The organism is Acinetobacter higginsii, assembly GCF_000369845.1.
GTDB classification, from domain to species: Bacteria; Pseudomonadota; Gammaproteobacteria; order Pseudomonadales; family Moraxellaceae; genus Acinetobacter; species Acinetobacter higginsii.
In genome coordinates, this window is the sequence record NZ_KB850211.1 from 256,711 (window position 1) to 273,305 (window position 16,595).

Annotated in this window: 16 protein-coding genes; 8 read left to right on the plus strand and 8 right to left on the minus strand. The window is 41.3% G+C overall.

Annotated features, from left to right (window positions below):
• Positions 1-123 precede the first annotated feature (123 nt).
• On the plus strand, positions 124-303 hold the full coding sequence (locus F885_RS18765; RefSeq protein ID WP_004804800.1) for a hypothetical protein: 180 nt from the start codon (positions 124-126) through the stop codon (positions 301-303).
• Positions 304-353: 50 nt separating this feature from the next.
• Here F885_RS18765 and F885_RS18760 read toward each other — a convergent pair whose 3' ends face one another.
• Positions 354-1,550, minus strand: coding sequence for a BaiN/RdsA family NAD(P)/FAD-dependent oxidoreductase (locus F885_RS18760; protein WP_005312481.1), 1,197 nt, complete (start codon positions 1,548-1,550; stop codon positions 354-356).
• Positions 1,551-1,691: 141 nt separating this feature from the next.
• Here F885_RS18760 and F885_RS18755 point away from each other — a divergent pair, with 141 nt between their 5' ends.
• On the plus strand, positions 1,692-2,057 hold the full coding sequence (locus F885_RS18755) for a DUF4870 family protein (RefSeq protein WP_004804804.1): 366 nt from the start codon (positions 1,692-1,694) through the stop codon (positions 2,055-2,057).
• A 44-nt stretch (positions 2,058-2,101) separates the two neighbouring features.
• Here F885_RS18755 and F885_RS18750 read toward each other — a convergent pair whose 3' ends face one another.
• From F885_RS18750 to F885_RS18735, 4 genes are all read right to left on the minus strand, one after another.
• Positions 2,102-2,968, minus strand: a complete 867-nt coding sequence (locus F885_RS18750; protein ID WP_005312484.1) for a 1-aminocyclopropane-1-carboxylate deaminase/D-cysteine desulfhydrase — start codon at positions 2,966-2,968, stop codon at positions 2,102-2,104.
• Positions 2,969-3,034: 66 nt separating this feature from the next.
• Positions 3,035-4,198 carry an HlyD family secretion protein gene (locus F885_RS18745; protein WP_005312488.1) on the minus strand — a complete coding sequence of 388 codons (1,164 nt, stop codon included), beginning with the start codon at positions 4,196-4,198 and terminating at the stop codon, positions 3,035-3,037.
• Between the two features lie 23 nt (positions 4,199-4,221).
• Entirely contained in the window at positions 4,222-5,868 is a 1,647-nt protein-coding gene (locus F885_RS18740) for an MFS transporter (RefSeq protein WP_004804807.1), read from the minus strand.
• 13 nt (positions 5,869-5,881) lie between these two features.
• On the minus strand, positions 5,882-6,430 hold the full coding sequence (locus tag F885_RS18735) for a TetR/AcrR family transcriptional regulator (RefSeq protein WP_005205624.1): 549 nt from the start codon (positions 6,428-6,430) through the stop codon (positions 5,882-5,884).
• 184 nt (positions 6,431-6,614) lie between these two features.
• Between F885_RS18735 and F885_RS18730 the strand changes: the two genes are divergently transcribed.
• The 4 genes from F885_RS18730 (at position 6,615) to F885_RS18715 (ending at position 9,398) form a co-directional block, all read left to right on the plus strand.
• On the plus strand, positions 6,615-7,292 hold the full coding sequence (locus tag F885_RS18730; protein WP_005312491.1) for a DUF1345 domain-containing protein: 678 nt from the start codon (positions 6,615-6,617) through the stop codon (positions 7,290-7,292).
• Between the two features lie 100 nt (positions 7,293-7,392).
• Positions 7,393-8,160, plus strand: a complete 768-nt coding sequence (locus tag F885_RS18725) for a class I SAM-dependent methyltransferase (protein WP_005312494.1) — start codon at positions 7,393-7,395, stop codon at positions 8,158-8,160.
• Positions 8,161-8,263: 103 nt separating this feature from the next.
• Entirely contained in the window at positions 8,264-8,872 is a 609-nt protein-coding gene (locus F885_RS18720) for a hypothetical protein (protein WP_005312497.1), read from the plus strand.
• A 7-nt stretch (positions 8,873-8,879) separates the two neighbouring features.
• Positions 8,880-9,398 (plus strand): hypothetical protein, encoded by a 519-nt coding sequence (locus F885_RS18715; RefSeq protein ID WP_005312506.1) that lies wholly within the window; start codon positions 8,880-8,882, stop codon positions 9,396-9,398.
• Positions 9,399-9,504: 106 nt separating this feature from the next.
• On the opposite strand, the gene F885_RS18710 is transcribed toward F885_RS18715, so the two are convergent.
• Positions 9,505-11,127 (minus strand): oleate hydratase, encoded by a 1,623-nt coding sequence (locus tag F885_RS18710; protein WP_005312509.1) that lies wholly within the window; start codon positions 11,125-11,127, stop codon positions 9,505-9,507.
• A 358-nt stretch (positions 11,128-11,485) separates the two neighbouring features.
• Here F885_RS18710 and F885_RS18705 point away from each other — a divergent pair, with 358 nt between their 5' ends.
• Positions 11,486-12,109, plus strand: a complete 624-nt coding sequence (locus F885_RS18705; RefSeq protein WP_004804817.1) for a LysE family translocator — start codon at positions 11,486-11,488, stop codon at positions 12,107-12,109.
• A 60-nt stretch (positions 12,110-12,169) separates the two neighbouring features.
• On the opposite strand, the gene F885_RS18700 is transcribed toward F885_RS18705, so the two are convergent.
• A complete protein-coding gene (locus tag F885_RS18700; RefSeq protein ID WP_005312513.1) occupies positions 12,170-13,147 on the minus strand; it encodes an MBL fold metallo-hydrolase in 978 nt (325 codons plus the stop codon).
• A 182-nt stretch (positions 13,148-13,329) separates the two neighbouring features.
• On the opposite strand from F885_RS18700, the gene F885_RS20315 reads away from it, so the two are divergent.
• Complete coding sequence (locus F885_RS20315) at positions 13,330-14,310, plus strand: endonuclease domain-containing protein (RefSeq protein WP_005312516.1); 981 nt, start codon at positions 13,330-13,332, stop codon at positions 14,308-14,310.
• A gap of 77 nt (positions 14,311-14,387) precedes the next feature.
• Here the strand turns inward: F885_RS20315 and metG are convergent, their stop codons facing one another.
• Positions 14,388-16,445, minus strand: coding sequence for a methionine--tRNA ligase (gene metG / locus F885_RS18695; protein ID WP_005312519.1), 2,058 nt, complete (start codon positions 16,443-16,445; stop codon positions 14,388-14,390).
• Between the last annotated feature and the right edge of the window lie 150 nt (positions 16,446-16,595).

Consider the following 16,595-nt stretch of genomic DNA (forward strand, 5'->3'; position numbering starts at 1 on the left):
GATTGCGATTGGATATTTTGAGTAAAGTTAGAGGGTTTAAATAACAAATTTGACCTCAAAAGCAATTCATTTATGGCTAAAGTATCAATAGTCTCTAAATAAAAAGTCTATAGGAGAATGAACATGAAGAGGCCAAATCGAGTATTCGCACCGATTATTATTGCAGGCATTACTGTTGGATTCTTGGCGAGTGCTTATAAATTTGTTGTTGCTAAATCAAACTCTTCTAAAGAGAGACCCATTGAAAATACGCAACAAATCGCAACTTCAGAAGCGGCGAACTCTTCAGACCACCAAAACTGAAACAGATTTTATTGAACGTAGCCTGAAGTGCTGTAGTTCATATGGTCATATCAGACAAATTGAGCCGCTGCCTGTGCAGAAGACCATGCCCATTGGAAGTTATAGCCACCTAAGTGTCCTGTAACATCCAGCACTTCACCAATAAAATATAAACCTTTCTGTTTTTTGCTTTCCATGGTTTTGGAAGATACTTCACTGGTATCGACACCGCCAAGTGTCACTTCTGCTGTACGATAACCCTCAGTACCGGATGGTTTTACCGTAAATGCATGCAATTGCGCTGCTATATGTTCGAGCTGTACATCACTGAGATTACCAATTGGTGTTTCACTTTGTTCTGCCCAAATCAGTTGCTGTAATTCAAGTACGATACTTTTGGCGGTAAATTCACTGATTAAGGTGCGCAGTAGAACTTTAGGCTGTGACTTTTTCTTATCTTTAAAGAATTGTGCAAAGTCTTGGCTTGGGAAGAAATCAATTTTAAAGCTTTCCCCAACATGCCAGTAGTTCGACAGTTGCAGTGAGCTTGGACCACTGAGGCCACGATGGGTAAACAGCAAAGCTTCGGTAAATTGATGACGATCATTGACCAAGGTTGCGTCTAATGCATTGCCACTCAAGCGGGTGGTGACTTCTTTAAACTGATCTGAGAAGGTGAAAGGAACCAGACCCGCACGGGTTGGATAAACATGATGTCCGAACTGTTGCGCCAGTTCATAACCAAAACCTGAGCCACCGAGAGTTGGAATGGATAATCCACCTGTTGCCACCACCAAAGACTCACAGTGATAAGTCCCTTGACTGGTTTCAATCATAAAACTGGAATCCGCCTGAGCCTTCACTTGCTGTACTTCACAGTGGGTTTGAATCTGAACACGTTTGGCTTTGTCACATTCTGAAAGTAATAGTTCCAGAATCTCTTTAGATCCTTTGAGGGTAAATAATTGCCCGTGTTTGCGTTCTTCGTACTCGATGCCGTATTCGCAGACCAAAGCAATAAAGTCCCAATTGGTGTATCGCGTTAAGGCTGAGATGACGAAATGTGGGTTTTCAGACAAATAATTGGCAGCTTCGACCTCCAGATTGGTAAAGTTACATTTACCACCACCTGACATCAAAATCTTTTTGCCGACTTTATTGGCTTTTTCCAACACCACAACCGAGCGCCCACGTTTGCCTGCTTCTGCAGCCAACATCAAGCCTGATGCACCTGCACCTAAAACAACAACATCAACTTGATGAACCATGGGGAAAATACTCAAGGGAGGAAAAGCGGGCAATTATAGAAGATTTAGAGCAGTTTGAGTATGTTGATTGTTTGATTAAAAAAGATACTTTTAAAATCAAAGCATGTTATAAAATTGGACTCAATAAAGGGGATAACAATAATGAATGATAAGACTTTTTTAGAAGGCACTCCGCCTCATCAACAAGATCAACTCAGACAATATACCTTAATTGCGTATGGGCTTTATGCGGCCAGTATTTTTGTGGGATTAACCAGTATTGCTGCCATTATTATGAATTATATGAAGCGTGACGAGGTAAAAGGAACATGGTTGGCCAGTCATTTTGAATGGCAAATCAAAACCTTTTGGATCACTCTCATTGCTGCAATTATTGGATTTATCTTGTCTTTTGTACTCATTGGTATTCCGATTCTATTTGCAGCATCAATCTGGTTTATTTATCGCATTGTCAAAGGCTTAGTGGTGTTTATGGACAATAAGCCGATTGGTGATGGCTGGTTTTAAGCACTTGATTCGATCAAATAAAAAGTCACTTGCGAGTGGCTTTTTTATTTTAAGCGCCCTTGTAATCCACCTGTATGAATCGCCAAAATACGGCTGTTTTCAGGAAAATACTGCTGCTCAATTAAATCGAATAGCCCCAGCATCATCTTGGCGGTATAGACCTGTTCCAAAGGAATTGCATATTGTTGTTCGAAGTGTTGCATAAATTGCAGCAACTCAGCTGTGGTTTTTGCATAACCACCACAGCAGTAGGCATCGGTTAAAGACCAATTACTTTTATTGGTCCACTTTTGAATATCCTGTTTTAGGAAGTCGCCTTTCAATGCTGAAAAACCTAGAACCTGTTGTTGTGCAGAGCTGCTTTCAATCAGTCCAGCAATGGTGCCACCTGTTCCAACTGCACAACAAATCACATCATAATTTTCTCGATCATCTTTGCTTAAAATTTCCTGTGTTCCTTGCAGTGCAAGTGCATTGCTGCCACCTTCTGGAACAATAAAGGCCTGAGGATATCGCTGTTGTAGTTCTTGTAAATATTCCGCTTCATGGCGCAGTCGATACTCAGCCCGACTGACAAAATGCAATTGCATACCAAAATCTTGCGCTGTCTGTAGGGTAGGGTTTAAGTCTTGAGTTGCAAGTTCTTCACCACGAATTATGCCAATGCTTTGCAAGCCAAAACGCTGTGCAGCATAGGCTGTTGCAGCAATATGATTTGAGAATGCACCGCCAAAAGTCAGAACTTGAGTCAAACCTTGTTGTTGTGCTGCAAGCAGGTTGTATTTCAGTTTATAAAATTTATTGCCTGAAATGTGAGGATGAATCAGGTCCAGACGCTTAATGGTCAGTTGAACCGAACTAGGAAGTGCTAATGTTTGATAGGGTGTGGGAAAAGCAATGTGATCAAACATTTTCGAACAAGAGAAATGGATTTGATCACATTGTAAATGGATTTGATTGAGAATGTCAGTTTTGTATTAGGAGTCGGTATCCACAGAGGTAATTACCGACATCCCAGGACGTAAGTTTTCGATGCCTTTTTGATTTGGATCTATGGCGATACGGACTGAAATACGTTGTACCACCTTGGTAAAGTTACCTGTGGCATTGTCGGGTTTGAGTACACTAAATTCTGAACCTGCGGCAGGGGAAATCTGTTCAACATGTCCTGTAAATTTCTGATGATTCATCGCATCGACGGTGAAATACGCTTTTTGCCCAATTTTCATATTGGCAATTTGGGTTTCTTTAAAGTTGGCAATCACCCACGTTTGTGTCGGAATCAGATAAAGCAATTGTGTCCCCGCAGCGACATATTGGCCCACCCGTGGATTGACCTCACCCAATTGTCCATCCAGTGGTGCAACAATGGTGCTGTAGTCTTTGGTGGTATTGGCTTGGTCGAGTTGTGCTTGTGCACTATTCACTTGTGCTTTTAAGCCAGACTGTGCCACTTGCGCCGTTTTTAAAGCTTCTTGTGCCACCAAGATATTGGCTTCGGCTTGTTTTAGTAAGGCGTGATTATTCTGCGCATCTGCCGCGGCTTTATCTTGTTCAGATTTAGACGCCGCACCGCTATCGCCCAATTGTTGGTAGCGTTTTAGCTGAGCCACAGATAAATCATACTGTGCCTTGACTTGATCCAGTTTGGCTTGTGCGGCCACAACATCGGCCTGACGTTGCGCAATGGCTTGGGTTTGATTGGCGAGACTGTTTTCTGCTTGCTCTACACCAGATGCTGCTTGCGTCACTTTTTGGTCATAGGTGGTGGCATCAATATGCATCAACACCTGACCCTGTTTGACTTGATCAAAGTCTTTAACCAAGACATCTTTGATATAGCCATTGATCTGCGAAGACAGGATGGTGGTTTTACCTTTCACATAGCTATTGTCGGTTTGCTCAACCGCCGTATGAAAGGGGCCAATGCGCCATGCCCATAAAATAATGGTAATCCCGACCAATAACACCAGCAGCATCCACCACAGGGTAGAGCGTTTGGTTTTAATGAGTTTACTGGTCGGCGGTGGTGGTGGAGGCGGCATTTGGGCGACAGTCTCAGGCACCTTGGCTGCTTGAGTTGTCTCATTTTGCTCAGTGGTTTGAGCATTATTATTTTCAGGTTTCTCTTGTTCGGACATAAGCTTTTCTCAATCAAAAAGGACTAACTGGCTGCTTGCAGATTTTTTCGGGTTTTGTATTTATCCCGTGCATATTTAAATAGCCCCCACAGCAATAACACCACTGCAAAAATACCGTTTAATACGATTACATCGTTATAGGCACGTACCTGAGCCTCACGGGTGACCACCTTATTCAGGTTTTGCAAGGCTTGGTTATTTTGCAAAACAGGGTCATTGCTACTGACCATGGCACTATGTTGGTAGGCTTGTAAACGCTGTGCCACAATTGGATTTGTCGGGTCAAGATTGCTATTGATTTCGACTTTATAATCATAGGTATGGCGCTGCTGATAGGTGTTGAAAAAGGAGGAGCCGACCAAACCACCAAAATTCTGTGTGGCTGAAAACAGTACAATGAAGGTCACCACATATTGCGGGCCACGTTGCAGGGTACGCATAAAGCCCATCAGCAGCAGTGGGCCGATAAACACACCACCTGCAAAGCTGACGAGAAATTGACTGCGGTAAAAGTTGGCAGGACGCACATCACTGGTCAGGTGATAGTCCAGCGCACAAGCAATCAAAATCAGGATTTCAGCAAGGAACAAATTCAGAATCAGTCGTTCACGATGAAAGGTCAGTGCACTAAATACCGAACCTGCAATGGTGCCGCAGAAGATCACCACATACAGTGGTACAAACTGGTCGGGCCCCATGCCCATGGTCTTGAGGAAATTGACCGCAGCATAGCTTTGTTCTGACATGAGTAAGCGTAGGGCGAAGGCACTGACCACAAAACTGAGTAGATCACCTGCAGCTAACCAACGGGTCATAATCAGTGGATTGCTGCGATAGTGTTCATAAGTCAGTCCCAACACAATCAAACAAAAACCGACAATTAAGGTATAGGCCAACCAAGGACTATTGAACCACCATAAAATCGGCCCTTGGGTGAGTACGATACACAGACAGGCAAAACCGGGTGCAAGCAAGGCAAAGGTAAAGAAGTCCTGCTTCTCGAATACCTCTAAGCGTAGGCTGCGTGGCAGTTTTAACGCCACCACCATGGCAAAACAACAAATTGCCAAACCCAATTCAAAGGTATAAATCACATCCCACTGATTGGCACTGAGCAGAAAAGGCGAGATGATCCATGCCAAAGGCAGGCCAAGTTGCTGAAAGCCGAAGGCCAGATAAATCCCTTTGGCCATATCCGCCTTACCAAAGGCTTGCATGGTGTAATACATCCCTAGCGAGCTTAAAGGCGCAGCTGCCAAACCTGCAATAAAGCGCACAAATAAGGCAACTTCATAGGTTTGAACAAAGATATGTAATACCAGTACACCAATAAAAGCCAACAGGCCAATTTCTGAAAATAAGCGCAAACCATATTGTTGGCGGGCTTTAAACAGAATCAGGTTAGAGCTGACATTGGCCATCACATAGGCTGCAGGTAGCCATGCTGCTTGCGATGGGGTGAGACCATATTCACCTTGGAAAATCGGTAAATTGGCAACGATAAACCCGTTACTTAAACTGGCTGCAATACATATAAACAGACCAATAAAAAAATAGGCAAAACGTTTTGGTCGGGCATGTGCAATTGCAGCAGGCGAGCCCGGTAAGGTTGGGCGCTCATCGGCAGACCAATCTGGAGGAGTCTCTAGATAGCGAGGGCTTTTATCCATATTATTCCTCGAACTAAACTTTAATGCCGTTTAATAATAATTCTATTGCTCGTTTGGCTAAGCGCACTTGATCAGAGGCGTGATGTCCTTGAAATGAAGAGCCCAAAATCGCTGTAATCATGGCAAAATCGTGTGGCGTTAAATCTGGACGACACAATTTGTGTTTTATGGCGCGATCAATCAAGGGTTGCAGTGCTTTATCACGCCGCTCATAAATGTTTAGCATGATTGGGTCTTGCCGATCAATAATGCGCCAGTAATCAATCAGCACCACCAGATGGGGCAATTGTTCGATATGCCCCTCGATCAGACGAATAAAGCCATCATCAAAGTCTTGTAAGGCAAGCGTACGTTGTTCCAAACGTTCTATGGCACGTTCCAGTAATGCTGTCATCAAGGCTTTACGATCTGCAAAATTACGGTAAAAGGTTGCACGTCCCACGCCAGCATGATCAATAATGGCTTGTAAAGGCACATGAACCCCTTGCTTGCGAAAGATTTCTTCAGCCGCATTTAGAAGTTCATCACGATTATGCGCTGCCAATTGCTGACGTTTTGCCATGATTCAAATTTCTTGGGAGATAGGGTGAATTAAACGGACATTTTTGTCCGAAGTAAATATGCTGAGAAACTTTATTTTGTTTAATTTCGGTTAAATTGACGTTCTGAGTGAGTTTTCTCAGGCCATACAGTGTTAAAAAATAAGGGTAAATTACGCATGTATAAAAAATACAAATAGGTGGAAAATGCAAGGATTTATCCCGCGCTTGCTAAAAGGAATAAAGTATCGGCCATATTTGTCTGCGACTTTTTCTTTGGGACTTATGATTTATGGGGCTTTGCATCTGCTTACCCAGTGGCATTGGGCAACCTGCTTACAACTGGGTTGGAATATTGCGATTTGGCTGTATTTATTTCTGACCTTGAAAATGATGTGGCACTTGGACGCCACCCATATTTTACAACGCGCCAAGCAACAGGATGAAGGTAAGTGGATGATCTTGACCGTGGTGCTGGTTGCCATTGTAATCTGCTTTATTTCGATTGTGGTGCAATTGGGGCATGTGCCTAAAGATCAGCCGATTTTAAAAAGTGCTCTGATTTTACTGACCATCGGGACGATTTTTTCAACGTGGTTATTACTGCATACTTTATTTGCGATTCACTATGCACATGATTACTACCTTGCCAAAAGTCGTCATCAAGAAGCAGGTTTGGATTTTCCTAAAACCGATCAACCTGATTATCTCGATTTTATCTATTTCAGTTATATCATTGGTACCTCTGCACAAACGGCTGATGTCTCAATTACCAGCTCAGCGCTCCGACATCTGAATATTTTTCATTGTGTCTTGGCTTTTATTTTTAATACCGTGATCTTGGCGGTGGCGATTAATGTCGCAGCCAGCTTGATTGGTCTTTAATTGATAACTTATTTTTATTAATTAAAATAAAATTGATCATTTTTATTTTTTGTTGTTGATGGTTATTTTGAATTTAGACTGACAACGCAAGGATAAGAAGATGAGTACCCAGCATCAAGTCAATCAACAGCAATATCAAGATAAATCCCAAGCCTATTTAAACAGCACAGTGCATGCGCAAGGTGTTGAGTTTGCAAAAATGCAGCACTTGATCCAATCACATCAATTGAAGACCGTGTTGGACTTAGGTTGTGGCGGTGGGCATGTCAGTTATCAGATCGCACCATTTACTGGTGAAGTAACTGCTTATGATTTAACGCCGTCGATGGTGGAGTTGGTGGCGCAACAGGCCAAGCAAAAGGGCTTGAATAATGTGATTGCTCAGCAAGGCGCAGCAGAGAGTTTACCTTTTTCCGATCAACGCTTTGATTGTGTGATTACTCGCTATTCAGCACATCATTGGCAAAATGTCGCGCAGGCGATGGCGGAAATTCGCCGTGTATTGGCGCCACAAGGCAAGGTGATTATTGTCGATATTTTAGGGCACTCAAATCCAGTGATGGATACCTTCTTTCAGAGTATTGAAACCATTCGAGACCCAAGTCATGTACGCAATTATAGTTTGCAGGAATGGATGCGCTTTGCTGAATCTGCAGGTTTTAGGGTCGAGAGCGTTGAAAAGCAATATTTAGATTTAGAGTTCAAGAGTTGGACAGCGCGGATGCAAACCCCTGAATATGCGATTCAGACCATTCGTCATTTACAGAAAAAGGCATCTGATCAAACCCAGCAATATTATCGCATTCAAGCAGATGGTTCATTTAGCAGTGAGGTGTTGTATATGGTACTTTCAACGTCATGTGGATGAGGCTAGCAATAAAACATTGAATTCCCAATCTATTCTAAGCAGAATAAGCTGTCTATTTTGTGGCACTTAGACCACGGCTTAAATCAATTGGGTATATTATAAAATGACAAGTAGATTAATTTTAGCAATCAGTTTGCTCTGTTGCAGTAGCGCGCTATGGGCTAAAACCGAAGTTTTGGCTCAAGCGGGTGAGGTCAAAATTATTAAACGAAATTGCAATGTGAAAACCGATGCCTGTGACTATATTAAAACCTATAAAGGTCAAGACAAAGTCTTAATATCGCAATGGAATAAGACGGCAAGGGCCTATCAATTCACCCCAAAACTGATCGGTTTTAAGCTTGGTGCAACAGGCAGTGCACATATCCTCACGGTGTATGATCAAAATAATAAGCAGCAGGAATTCTTTGAATTATTAAAAATGTCACCCAATCAAAAGTGCTTCGTGACCAAACAGCAATTGGATAAAGAACATGACAAAGTGGTGTTTTACCGCCTGCCTGAACTCAAGCCTTATTTAAGTATCAGTAAAAAAGATCCAAAGTTTAGCGAGATGGAGCAGATTGGCTATTCTACCTTCTTTGACGAGAGCGATGGCTCGTTTAATTTTGGCTATGATGCGGAAGAAGACGGAGAGAAATATTTTCAGGAGATCAAAGTCGAAAATCCATGTAGTTTAAAACCTAAAATCATTAAACAAGGTGATGAGTAAAATCAAAATGATGATACAAAATAAGATGTTGAAATTGGTGCTTGCTGCTACGGTATTGGTCGCGACACAGACTGCTTTTGCTGCGGAAAGCGTCAAGAAAACACGTTATGGGCAAGTTCAAATTAAAGTCAGCCCTGAGACTGGGCAAGAAACGCTATATTTTAATCATAAGATGGTACTGCCAAAAATTGAGGGCAATAACGGTCTGTCGATTGAAGGCATTTATAAATTACACATGGATGATGTGGTTTTGGTGCAAGACATTGGCGGCAGTGGTTGTCCCATCCAACTGAATTTTGTGAAAATCAGTCCAAACCAGAAAGTGACGGTTTCGCCTGTTTTTGGCTCATGTTCGGATCTCATCAAAGTTTCAGCAAAACCCAATCAAATTATCGTGAGCATGCCTGACTTTATGGGGGCACCAGAAAGTGAGGAGCAAGAACGCAAAGTTGCTCAGAAGAAAATGATTTATAGCTATGATGGAAAATTACTGAAAGAAAATGGCAAGCTGCTGCTTCAAGAATAAGCGTACTACTTAGCAAATTAGACTGAATTTTGCTCATGGCTAAGGACTGATCAAGTGGATGAAGTAGATCATCAAGATCTACTTCATTTTAGTATTTCAGAAGGATTTAATGAAATACGGTTTCTAAGGCTTTTAAACCGACTTTAGGGTCGAGCAGACCGTTGTAGATTTCAGGAACTTCACGGTCTACCCCTAAGAGTTGATAAATAGCAAGCATGGCGCCACGGATGGAATATTCCACGGTAAACACCACATCATCTTCCAGTTCCACAAATTGACCCAAGAAAGCAAAATTAACGGCATTCTCTGGAATCAGTAAGGGACGGTCGCCCGCTTTACGACAGGCAAACAGGGCAGAAGCATAGGGCATCATCACGGTGCTAATGTCACTATGCGCCAGTACATGATCCAGAATATCGTCGAATCCGAGTTGGCGAATTAACTCAATCACAATTTCTTGCCCAGTGGCTTCACTCATTGGTTTTTTGATGTAGTCACCGATGTGGTCAATTTCAAAGCCATAGCCCCATAGGGTAAATTTGCCTTTAGGTAGGTCAGCAAAATGTGGCTGCGCAGGCACGACGATGGATAAATGCCAGCCTGATTCAAACCAAGTCATCAGTGCACCCGTTCCTGGCTCATTGCCTGTGTATTCGATGATACGTTTGAGCAGCACATCATCATGCAGGGTCAGGGTAAAAGACTTCCATTTATGTTCGTCGATATTGCCATTAAAGGTCATTGGGCGGCCAAAATCAGGTGCTTTTTGTGCAAGGGTTTCCCATAAGCGCCAGCCATGGTCCTGTCGATCACGAATTAAGGCTGGCACATCATTTTGACCACCATAACGTGAATCGGCTGTAATCGAGCCTAAGGTAAATAAGGCGAGATCATGTTCACCTAAGATAATCTGTTCAGTCCCTTCTGAGAGATTGAGATAAAGCTTGCTTGCCTTACGTTGTTTACTTTGCTCATCTTCAATAAAATCAGCATCGGTGACATAAGTACCAAAGCGCACATCCACGCCTTGTTCGACTAACCAACGTTGTAAGGGATAAATCATCGAATCATATTGATTATATTTGGTGCGCTTAACCCCAGCCAAGGTATGAATACGAGGTAATTCCTGAATAAAGCGTAAGAAATAGCGACGTAATTCCGCGGCACTATGCCATTTCTGAAAGGCAAAGGTGGTGCGCCACATCCGCCAGAAATTGCTTTGGAAAAATGCATCATCAAAAAACTCATCAATACGACGGCTGCCAATGCGTTCTTCTTTGAGTGCTAGCAGGCGTAGCATCTGTGCGCGATTCAAGGTGGATAAGCCAAGTTTTTCGGCTTCTGCAATGACATGGTTGGCATCAATTAAACGGGCTTGGGCATGGGTTTTGATCTTGTCATTAAATTCGCGGCATTCTTCACGGACAGAAATGTTTGGATCTTCCAGTGAGGGGATGCTGGAAAATAGATCCCATGTGCAGAGGTAGGTTTCATCGGTCAACATTCTTCCGCCTCGAGTCACCCATGCATGGTTTGGATTGAGTGGATTATGTCCACCATCCATTGAACCGCCTGAGACTTCAAGCTCTTCTAAAATATGAATGTTTTGGGCAGGTACTTTGGCGTCACGAATGGCAAAGGCTGCCGCCGCCATACCAGCAATACCACCGCCAATAATCCACAGATGTGATTGTGAAGGGTCTAAATTTTTCAATTTTTTAGTTTGCATCTGATGTGCCTCGGTTATCGTTATTGATGAAAATGAATTTAATTCCATAAATTTATTATGGGATTTAAGTCGCTAAAAATAAATGAAAGTTACACTAAAATGGATGACAAATTTTGATCATAAAATTAGTTTTATAGAAAAATCGGATACTCGATCCATGACGGAGATGAATATGCTATTTTTAAGTGTTTGATATTCATTGTAAATTGAGTCTTTGCTCTAGCTTATGGTTTTCTCATCAACTTCTATTGATTAAAGCGCACAAAATTGCTGAGATTAGTCAAAATTTTTATATCTTCTGGCGATGCTTTTTCAGTAAAATTAATATTTGAAAATTATTCTAATCTAGAGGTTTCACTTGGAATCGTTATTGATTTTAGGCTCCATTGCTTTGGCGTTAATGTTGGGTGCAATTAGCCCAGGTCCTACATTTATTTATGTGGCTAAAAACTCAATTGCGATTTCTCGCAAGCATGGACTGTTTACCGCCTTGGGAACAGGCACCGGTGCAGCTTTATTTGGTTTGCTGGCTGTGATGGGATTGCAGGCAATTTTATTAGCCGTACCTTCTGCTTATATCGCACTAAAAATATTTGGTGGTCTGTACTTACTTTGGCTGGCGTATAAAATTATCAAACATGCCAAAGAACCAATGGAAGCAGTCAATGGCACTGTGAATCGCATGAGCTATGCACAAGCCTTTCGCTTAGGGCTGATTACTCAACTCAGTAATCCGAAGATTGCGATTATCCTTGCCAGTATTTTTACCGCCTTATTACCGAAAGACATTCCAAGTTATTACTATGTGGTGTTACCAATGCTGTGCTTCTTTATTGACGCAGGTTGGTATTCGCTGGTGGCGGTTGCCTTGTCAGCAGAAGGGCCACGCAAAGTCTATTTAAAGTCCAAATCTGTGTTTGATCGTATCGCAGGTGGCGTGATGACGCTGTTGGGATTAAAGCTGATTTTTGGTATGAAATAATAGAGTAGAAAAAGCGACCAGAAGGTCGCTTTTTTATTGCCTAGAATCAGCGCACGCAGCTTAATCTTTAAAATGCACTGGAATCCATTGATAGCTTTTACCATCTGCTGAATAAATATGCCCAATCCCCGGAAAAGGTAAATGTGGTGCGGCAATGGTTTGTCCATTCTTGGCGAAATCAGCAAACTGTTTTAAGCGTGTAGCGACGGCTTTTTTCGGGTCAATATCGTATTCAATCGCAGTTTCTGGCTTATCAAATTGCACGGTATGTGAATGCACAATATCTCCAATAAACACCACACTTTCACCTTTGGTTTTTAATTCATAGCTAAAGTGACCGGGCGTATGTCCCGCCGTGTTAATGACTTTAAAGCCTTGAATCTCATCACCGAGTTTATAGGTCTTAAAGCGTTGTTTGGCTTGGTAAGGCGCAATCGCTTGCTTAATGTGCTTAACCGTTCCTTCATACCCCGCTTGTTTGTCTTTAGGAAGCTTGGCAGCCTGTTTTGGATCTAACCAATAATTGGCTTCGTCACTAGAAACGTACACAGTTGCGTTGGGGAAATTGGCAACGCCATCTTTGCTGATGCCGCACACATGATCAGGATGTAAATGCGTGAGTAAAATGGTATCGACCTGTTCAGGTTTATAGCCTGAAGCCTCGAGATTTTTTAGAATCGAGCCTAAATGTGCACCAAAACAACTGGCTGCACCGCTATCGACTAGTACCAATGATTTTCCTGTATTGACGAGGAAAGCATTGATGGAGGTCTGTACGCCTTTATCCTGATCTGCATAGTACTTCTTTAAGATTTGCTGGACTTGTTGCTGTGAAATATCTTTAAACAAGCTTGGTGACATAAAGTTAGTGCCATCGAGCAGGGCGGTAATTTGTACATCACCGACTTGGTGCTGGTAAAAGCCTGCAATCTGTTTTTGTTGTTCAATGATTGGTAAGGTCTTGCTGGTTTCTGCATGGCTCAGTAAAGGGATGCTGCTCAAGAATGAGAGTGAAAGGAGTAGGGCTGTTTTTTTCATTTATAGATATTCTCAATTTTAGTTGAATTATCTACTTTTTAGCATGTAAAAATATGTAATAGTATTTCATTGATGTAAAAAATCTTGAAAAATTAATTTTATGTGTTGATATCCTTTGTTTGAGGATGTAATTTTATAAAAAAATATTTTATTTATAATCGTGGAGTTGAGATTAAAAAGTTATGATACCTAATAACTATTTATTAGTTTATATCGATAAATTAAGTAGCTCAAAAATTTATGCTATTTTTTCAGAAAAGCTTGGAAATTTTGTTCTTAATAAAGATTGTAGAGTCGCAGAATGTAATTGTTTAGGTTGTAGTTTATTTGGAGCAAATATACAAACAATTCAAGGTGGATCTTTTCCTGTTCTTGATGTTCAAAATAAAAATAAAATTCAAGAAAATTTAGTCGGTTATCCTTTTACAGAATATGGTGATTTTTTAGTTGAAAGTTTAAAGCCAAGGAAATATAAAAAATATGGTGGACGAATTACTAAGGAATTTTTAGATAACTTCTTTAAAGAACCTGTGGCATTTATTCAAGTAGTAACTGAAGAAGATAAAAGTTTTACTCATTATTATATTGATCCTGATAGAGGGAAAAAAAAGATATCAATCGGTTGTTATTCAGGATCGTGTCAATGTATAGCTTGTAGAATGCTAGAGACTGTGTATATAGATTTTAATGGGAATCCAAAAAAAATTATTGATGTTGAAAAAGCAAAAGTTGATTTAGATGGCAATTTATTGCTCCCAATTTATTATGAAAAGGATTTAATTACTGAATTTCTATGTAATTCTTCTCAAGTTAATAGTGATTTTCTAATTGATAACTTTGACTCTCCTCTTGAGCGATTATTTTATAAATTAGCTTGTCTTGATCTAAGGCTTATGCCTCAGCATCCTGTTGGAAAATACCGCCTTGATTTTAGTATTCCAGATAAAATGATAGCAATTGAGTTGGATGGGCACGATTATCATAAAACAGTTGATCAAAGAACTCATGATGCTCAAAGAGATAGGTGGTTATCTAAACAAGGATGGACAGTATTACGATTCACGGGCAAAGAGGTATTTCATGATCCAGATAAATGTATAGATGAAATATGTGCATATATTAATATTGAAAGAGTTTCTAAATTAGATTTCGAAGAATTTTAATATTTTTTGCTTTAAAGTTTTTATTGTAAAAAAGCCCCTCTAGAATATAGCGGGGCTTTTTATAAGTATCTAAAAAATTAAGACACTTTATCGCCTGGTTTAGAGCCAGATTCAGGAGAAATCACCCAAACACCTTCACCATTACCCGCGGCAAGTACCATACCGTTAGAAATACCAAAACGCATTTTACGTGGTGCAAGGTTAGCCACCATCACCACCAACTTGTCTTTTAGATCTTCTGGCTGATAAAACTCACGGATACCACTAAACACATTACGCGGCTCAGCTTCACCCACATCCAAAGTCAATTGAAGCAATTTATCAGAACCTTCAACGGTTGCTGCCTCAAGTACTTGAGCAACACGAAGGTCAACCTTCATAAAGTCTTCAATACCGATAATTTCAGCTTCACCTACTTTCGGCTCAGGCTTCTTCTCGGCTTTCTTTTCTTTTGTCTTCTCTGCTTTTGGCGCTTCTGCCGCCGCAGCTAAAGAATCTTTAGATGCATCGACCATTGCCGCAACAGCTTTGGCATCAACACGTTGCATCAATGGCTGGAATTGAGCAATTTCATGACCAAGCAAGATGAGCTGACGTGATGCAAAGTCGAAGCTTTCAAGTTGTAAGAAGGCTTGAACTTGAGCTGCAAGTGTTGGCAACACAGGCGCCAAGTAAATCGCAAGTTGACGGAATAGGTTAATACCCACCGAACACACATCATGAACTTGTTGTTCCTGACCTTCTTGCTTCGCAAGTGCCCATGGTTTTTTCTCATCGATATATTGATTCGCGCGGTCAGCCAACGCCATGATTTCACGGATTGCAGCTGAGAATTCACGTGCTTCATAGGCTTGTGCGATTGAATCACCCGCATCAATAAAGCTTTGCACCAGTTCAGACTCTGCACATGTATTCGACAAAGTATTATTGAAGTTGGTGTTAATGAATTTTGCACAACGGCTGGCAATATTCACCACTTTACCGACAAGGTCAGAATTCACTTTTTGAACGAAGTCATCTAGGTTTAAATCAGAATCTTCAACTTTGTCAGAAAGCTTAGACGCAAAGTAATAACGTAGATATTCAGGATTCAAATGTTCTAAATAGGTTTCAGCTTTAATGAAGGTACCACGAGATTTCGACATCTTCTGGCCATTCACCGTCAAGAAACCATTCACAAATAAACCTGATGGCGTACGGTAGTTTGCACCTTCAAGCATTGCAGGCCAGAACAGCGCATGGAAGTAAACAATGTCTTTACCAATGAAGTGATAAACTTCTTTATCGCTGTCTTTTTTCCAGAAATCGTCGAAACTTAAATCAGGACGTTTAGTCTTGATGTAGTTTTCAAAACTTGACATATAACCAATTGGTGCATCCACCCAAACATAGAAATATTTGTTTGGCGCATCTGGAATTTCAAAACCGAAATAAGGCGCATCACGCGAAATATCCCAATCTGATAAACCAGCTTCAAACCATTCATCTAGCTTGTTAGCGATCGAAACAGGCAAACGACCTTGGTCACGGGTCCATTTCTGTAAGTATTCTGAGAAATTCGGAAGTTTAAAGAAATAGTGATCCGATGATTTCTCAACAGGAGTCGCACCACTTAAAGTTGAACGCGGGTTTTCTAATTCAGTGGCGTTGTAGGTTGTACCGCACACTTCACAAGCGTCGCCGTATTGATCTTCCGCTTTACATTTCGGGCACGTGCCTTTAATGAAACGGTCAGACAGGAACATGCCTTTTTCAGGGTCGAATAACTGGCTAACAGGGCGAATGGCAATATTGCCGGCTTCACGGTTTTTAATATAGATTTCTTCTGAACGTGCTTTGTTCTCGTCACTATTGGTTGAATCATAGTGATCGAAATGTACGCCAAAACCATCAAAGTCACGGATATGTTCTTTCTGAACATTGGCAATTTGTTGTTCTGGGCTAATCCCGTTGGCCTCAGCGCGTAGCATGATTGCTGTACCGTGAGCATCATCCGCACATACATAAGTCACATCATGGCCCATTGCACGCATCGCACGAACCCAAATATCTGCTTGGATATAACCGAGTAAGTGACCCATATGGATAGGACCATTGGCATAAGGTAGGGCATTGGTGACTAAAATTTTACGCACGGATATTGTTCTCTCATTCGTATTTGCAAGGCAGATGATTTTACATGACTTGGCCCCGACTTGCACAAGGGATTCAGTGAAATCTTTTCAAGCTGTGTTATGGGTCTATTTTCATGACTTCATGCAAGCTTCACTTGCACTTCAATCAAA

Coding starts and splice junctions, on each gene's coding strand:
- F885_RS18725 (WP_005312494.1), top strand. CDS start 7,393: ATGAGTACCCAGCATCAAGTCAATCAACAGCAATATCAAGATAAATCC.
- F885_RS18755 (WP_004804804.1), top strand. CDS start 1,692: ATGAATGATAAGACTTTTTTAGAAGGCACTCCGCCTCATCAACAAGAT.
- F885_RS18730 (WP_005312491.1), top strand. CDS start 6,615: ATGCAAGGATTTATCCCGCGCTTGCTAAAAGGAATAAAGTATCGGCCA.
- F885_RS18760 (WP_005312481.1), bottom strand. CDS start 1,550: ATGGTTCATCAAGTTGATGTTGTTGTTTTAGGTGCAGGTGCATCAGGC.
- F885_RS18735 (WP_005205624.1), bottom strand. CDS start 6,430: ATGGCAAAACGTCAGCAATTGGCAGCGCATAATCGTGATGAACTTCTA.
- F885_RS18700 (WP_005312513.1), bottom strand. CDS start 13,147: ATGAAAAAAACAGCCCTACTCCTTTCACTCTCATTCTTGAGCAGCATC.
- F885_RS18750 (WP_005312484.1), bottom strand. CDS start 2,968: ATGTTTGATCACATTGCTTTTCCCACACCCTATCAAACATTAGCACTT.
- F885_RS18765 (WP_004804800.1), top strand. CDS start 124: ATGAAGAGGCCAAATCGAGTATTCGCACCGATTATTATTGCAGGCATT.
- F885_RS18715 (WP_005312506.1), top strand. CDS start 8,880: ATGATGATACAAAATAAGATGTTGAAATTGGTGCTTGCTGCTACGGTA.
- F885_RS18720 (WP_005312497.1), top strand. CDS start 8,264: ATGACAAGTAGATTAATTTTAGCAATCAGTTTGCTCTGTTGCAGTAGC.
- F885_RS18740 (WP_004804807.1), bottom strand. CDS start 5,868: ATGGATAAAAGCCCTCGCTATCTAGAGACTCCTCCAGATTGGTCTGCC.
- F885_RS18745 (WP_005312488.1), bottom strand. CDS start 4,198: ATGTCCGAACAAGAGAAACCTGAAAATAATAATGCTCAAACCACTGAG.
- F885_RS18710 (WP_005312509.1), bottom strand. CDS start 11,127: ATGCAAACTAAAAAATTGAAAAATTTAGACCCTTCACAATCACATCTG.
- F885_RS20315 (WP_005312516.1), top strand. CDS start 13,330: ATGATACCTAATAACTATTTATTAGTTTATATCGATAAATTAAGTAGC.